This window comes from Streptomyces sp. HSW2009 (assembly GCF_040240285.1).
Lineage (GTDB): Bacteria > Actinomycetota > Actinomycetes > Streptomycetales > Streptomycetaceae > Streptomyces.
Genome location: NZ_JBEHZD010000559.1, coordinates 1 through 4,834 on the forward strand (window position 1 = coordinate 1; position 4,834 = coordinate 4,834).

At 74.8% G+C, this 4,834-nt stretch carries 3 protein-coding genes; all 3 read left to right on the forward strand.

What is annotated here, in order from left to right:
• Positions 1–359 precede the first annotated feature (359 nt).
• The 3 genes from AAHZ94_RS28515 to AAHZ94_RS28525 are packed head-to-tail and all read left to right on the forward strand — an operon-like array spanning position 360 to position 4,640.
• Positions 360–1,193 (forward strand): M55 family metallopeptidase, encoded by an 834-nt coding sequence (locus tag AAHZ94_RS28515; protein WP_349996460.1) that lies wholly within the window; start codon positions 360–362, stop codon positions 1,191–1,193.
• Positions 1,194–1,205: 12 nt separating this feature from the next.
• The gene (locus AAHZ94_RS28520) at positions 1,206–2,582 is read left to right on the forward strand and encodes a M20/M25/M40 family metallo-hydrolase (RefSeq protein WP_349996458.1); all 1,377 of its coding nucleotides are present in this window, start codon (positions 1,206–1,208) and stop codon (positions 2,580–2,582) included.
• 3 nt (positions 2,583–2,585) lie between these two features.
• On the forward strand, positions 2,586–4,640 hold the full coding sequence (locus AAHZ94_RS28525) for a prolyl oligopeptidase family serine peptidase (RefSeq protein ID WP_349996459.1): 2,055 nt from the start codon (positions 2,586–2,588) through the stop codon (positions 4,638–4,640).
• Positions 4,641–4,834 lie beyond the last annotated feature (194 nt).

Genomic DNA, 4,834 nt, shown 5'->3' on the forward strand with positions numbered 1-4,834 from the left:
CCCCCGCCCCCGGCCCCCCCCCCCCCCCCCCCCCCCCCCCCCCGCCCCCGCCCCCCCCCCCCCCCCCCGGGGGGCGCGCCAACCACCGGGGCGGGCCCCGGGCCGGGGCACGGTCCCCACCTGGGGCCGCGGCCTCCGGAGCACGGCTCCAGAACGGGGGCGTGGGCGAGGCGAGCTGCCTCCCCGCGCCTCCGTTCGCGTACCCACCCGCTCCCGTACGGGCACCCACCCGGCGGCGTCGCGGTCTGCTGCCGGTCTGCGCCAGGCGAGGGAGGCGCGCGGCGATTGCGTGGTGTGGGCCAAATACTGCCGTCAGGGTCAGTGCGCGGACCTTTGGCCTGCGGTAGAACGGGTGAATGGTGAAGATCCTCATCTCCGCGGACATGGAGGGCGCCACCGGTGTGACCTGGCCGGCCGACGTCCTGCCGGGAACACCACAGTGGGAGCGCTGCCGCACGCTGTTCACCTCCGACGTGAACGCGGCCGTGCTCGGGTTCCTCGACGGTGGCGCCGACGACGTGCTCATCAACGAGGCCCACTCGACCATGCGCAACCTGCTCCTGGAACAACTCGACGAACGGGCGCAGCTCCTCACCGGCCGGCACAAGAGCCTGAGCATGGTGGAGGGGGTGCAGCGGGGCGACGTGGACGGCATCGCCTTCGTCGGCTACCACACCGGCGCCGGCACCGAGGGCGTCCTCGCCCACACCTACCTCGCCAACTCCATCACCGGCGTCTGGGTGGACGGCGTCCCGGCCAGCGAGGGCTACCTCAACGCGCTGGTGGTCGCCGAATACGGGGTCCCCGTCGTGCTGGTCACCGGCGACGACCTGACCTGCGAAGACGCCAAGGGGTACGCGCCGCGGGCGCAGGCGGTCGCGGTCAAGGACTATGTGTCGCGGTACGCGGCGGTGTGCCGGCCGCCGGCCCGTACCGCGGCCGACATCAGGGCCGCGGCCCGGGAGGCCACCGCACTCGCCGTCCGGGAGGCGCCCCGATCGGGCGGCCCGTACCAGGTGGAGCTGGAGTTCGACGCCGAACACCTGGTCGGCGCCGCGACGGTGGTGCCGGGCGTGCAGCCGCACGGCGAGCGGCGGGTGGTCTACACCTCGCCGTCGATGTACGAGGGCATCCGCTGCTTCAAGGCGGTGACCACCGTCGTGGCGGCGGCGGTCGAGGAACAGTACGGCTGATCGGGGGGAGCCATGGAAGCGACTGAGGAAACCGGAGCCGCCGGCGGGCCCGCGCTCGACCAGCAGGCGCTCGACGAGGTGGTGCGCTTCACCTCGGAACTGATCCGGATCGACACCACCAACCGCGGCGGCGGCTCCTGCTGGGAGCGGCCGGCCGCCGAGTACGTGGCCGAGCGGCTGGACGCGGCGGGCGTGGACGCCACCCTGCTCGAAGGGGAGCCGGGGCGCACCAACGTCGTCGCCCGGATCGCAGGGCACGACCCGGCGGCCCCCGCCCTGCTCGTCCACGGGCACCTGGACGTGGTGCCGGCCGAGGCCGCCGACTGGAGCGTGCACCCCTTCTCCGGCGAGATCCGCGACGGCGTGGTGTGGGGCCGGGGCGCCATCGACATGAAGAACATGGACGCGATGATGCTCGCCGTCGTCCGCGCCTGGCAGCGGCTCGGCGTACGGCCCCGACGCGACGTCGTGCTCGCCTTCACCGCCGACGAGGAGGACAGCGCCGACGCCGGCTCCAGCTTCCTCGCCGACCGGCACCCGGGACTGTTCGCCGGCTGCACCGAGGGCATCAGCGAGTCCGGCGCCTTCACCTTCCACGGCACCGTGCCCGGTTCCGACCGGGTGCACCGCATCTACCCCGTCGCGGCGGGCGAGCGGGGCACCGCCTGGCTGCAACTGACCGCACGCGGCCGGGCCGGCCACGGCTCCAAGACCAACCGGGAGAACGCGGTCACCCACCTCGCCGCCGCCGTGGCCCGGATCGGCGAACACCGCTGGCCGGTGCGGCTCACCCCGACCGTGCGCAGCGCGCTGAGCGAACTCGCCGCGCTGTACGGGGTGGCCGGGCCGGGCGCCGGGCCCGACGCCGGCTTCGACGTGGACGCGCTGCTCGCCGGGCTCGGCAGCGCCGCCGCCCTGGTCGAGCCGACCGTGCGCAACAGCGCCAACCCCACCATGCTGGACGCCGGTTACAAAGTGAACGTGATCCCCGGCAGCGCCACCGCCTTCGTCGACGGGCGGGTGGTGCCCGGCGGCGAAGAGGAGTTCACGGCCACGCTCGACGCGCTGACCGGGCCGCACGTCGAGTGGGAGTACCACCACCGCGAGGTGCCGCTGACCGCGCCGGTCGACTCGCCCACCTTCGCCGCGATGCGCGCGGCCGTCGAACGCTTCGACCCCGGCGCGCACGTCGTGCCGTACTGCATGGCCGGCGGAACCGACGCGAAGCAGTTCTCGCGCCTGGGCATCGTCGGCTACGGCTTCTCGCCGCTGAAGCTCCCGGTGGGCTTCGACTATGCGGCGCTCTTCCACGGCGTGGACGAGCGGGTGCCCGTCGAGGCCCTGCACTTCGGCGTCCGCGTCCTCGACCACTTTCTGCGGGAGGCATAGAAGATGGTGACCACGGCCCCGTACGGAGCCTGGCGGTCCCCGATCGGGGCGCAGCACATCGCCGCGCACGACGGAAACCCGGAGCATGTGGGCGTGGTCGGCGACGAGGTGTGGTGGACCTCGCCGCGCCCGGCCGAGAACGGCCGGCGGACGCTGGTCCGCCGCCGCCCCGGGGGCACCGAGGAATCGCTGCTGCCCGGCCCGTGGAACGTGCGCAGCCGCGTCATGGAGTACGGCGGCGCCTCCTGGGCCGCCACCGCCCGCACCGCCGGCGGCCCGCTGCTGGTCTTCAGCCACTTCGACGACCAGCGGCTGTACGCGTACGAGCCGGACCTCGCCGGCGGCCAGCCCACGCCGTTGACGCCGGTGTCGGAACTCGGCGGCGGGCTGCGGTGGATCGACCCGGTGCTGGTGCCCGAGCGCGGCGAGGTGTGGTGCGTCCTGGAGGAGTTCACCGGGCCCGCGCCCACCGACGTGCGCCGGCTGCTGGCCGCCGTGCCGCTGGACGGCTCGGCCGCCGAGAACCGCGCGGCGGTGCGCGAACTCACCGACGACACGCACCGCTTCGTCACCGGCGTGCGCCGCTCGCCCGACGGCCGGCGCGCGGTGTGGATCGCCTGGGACCACCCGCGCATGCCGTGGGACGGCACCGAGTTGAAGACCGCGGAGATCACCGCCGACGGCACCTTCAGCGGCGTACGCACCCTGATCGGTGGGCCCGGCGAGTCGATTCCGCAGGCCGAGTGGGCGGCCGACGGGACGCTGCTGGCGGCCAGCGACCGCAACGGCTGGTGGAACCTGTACCGGGTCGACCCGGACAGTGGCGCGGCGGTCAACCTGTGCCCGCGCGATGAGGAGTTCGCAGGACCGTTGTGGAAGGTCGGCTTCCGCTGGTTCGCGCCGCTGCCCGGCGGGCTCGTCGCCACCCTGCACGGCCGGGGAGCGCTCACCCTCGGCATACTCGACCTGCACGCCGCTCCGACGCCGGGTGCCGCGGTCGGCGGCGGTGCAGCCGACAGCGGGGCGGTCGGCGGCGGTGCCGAACTGCGGCCGGCCGACGCGGTCGGCCCGTGGACCGAGTGGCTGCCGACCCTCGCCGTCGACGGAACCCGGGTGGTGGGCGTGGCGGCCAGCCCGCACACCGGCTACGAGGTCGTCGAGTTGGACACCTGCACCGGTCATGCCCGGGTGATCGGCGAACCGCACCGGGACGTGGTGGACCCGGCGTACTACCCGCAGCCCGTCGCCCGCACCTTCACCGGCCCGGACGGCCGGGAGGTGCACGCCCACCTCTACCCCCCGCGCAACCCCGACCACCGGGCGCCCGACGGCGAACTCCCGCCCTACGTGGTCTGGGCACACGGCGGCCCCACCAGCCGCTCCCCACTGGTGCTCAGCCTCCAGGCCGCGTACTTCACCTCGCGCGGCATCGGCGTGGTGGACGTCAACTACGGCGGCTCGACCGGCTACGGGCGCCCCTACCGGGAGCGGCTGCGCGAGCAGTGGGGCGTGGTCGACGTGGCGGACTGCGCGGCCGTCGCCGAGGCGCTGGCCGCCGAGGGCGGCGCCGACCGGGACCGGCTGGCCATCCGCGGCGGCAGCGCCGGCGGCTGGACCACCGCGGCCTCGCTCACCAGCACCTCGCTGTACGCGTGCGGCACCATCCTCTTCCCGGTGCTCGACCTGGTGAACTGGGCGACGGACGGCACGCACGACTTCGAGTCGCAGTACCTGGAGGGCCTGGTCGGCCCGCTGGCCGAGGTGCCGGACCGCTACCGCGAACGCTCCCCGCTGCACCGCGCCGACCACCTTCGGGCGCCGTTCCTACTGCTCCAGGGCCTGGACGACGCGGTGTGCCCGCCGGCGCAGTGCGAGCGCTTCCTCGCCGCCCTGGCCGGACGCGACGTCCCGCACGCGTACCTCGCCTTCGCCGGCGAGGGCCACGGCTTCCGCCGCGCGGAGACGATGATCCGCTCCCTGGAGGCCGAAATCTCGCTGTACGGGCAGGTCTTCGGCTTCCCCACGGAGGAGGTGCCGGGGGTGACGTTGGCGCCGTAGGGCTGGGCTTGGGGTGGGTCTCTTTGGGGGCGGGGTGTTCGGTCGAGCTGGTTGGGTCTCGGCTGGCTGGCTGGCCGGGTTGGTGGGGCCGGGGTCGGGTGCGGCGATGGTCGGGGCGTGGCCGGGAGCTGCTGGGGTGATTTCCGGCCCCGCCCCGCCCGGCCCCCCCCCCCCCCCCCCCCCCCCCCCCCCCC

What these genes read in the sequence shown, in the direction of transcription:
- AAHZ94_RS28520 (WP_349996458.1), top strand. Translation starts at nt 1,206, where the DNA reads ATGGAAGCGACTGAGGAAACCGGAGCCGCCGGCGGGCCCGCGCTCGAC.
- AAHZ94_RS28525 (WP_349996459.1), top strand. Translation starts at nt 2,586, where the DNA reads ATGGTGACCACGGCCCCGTACGGAGCCTGGCGGTCCCCGATCGGGGCG.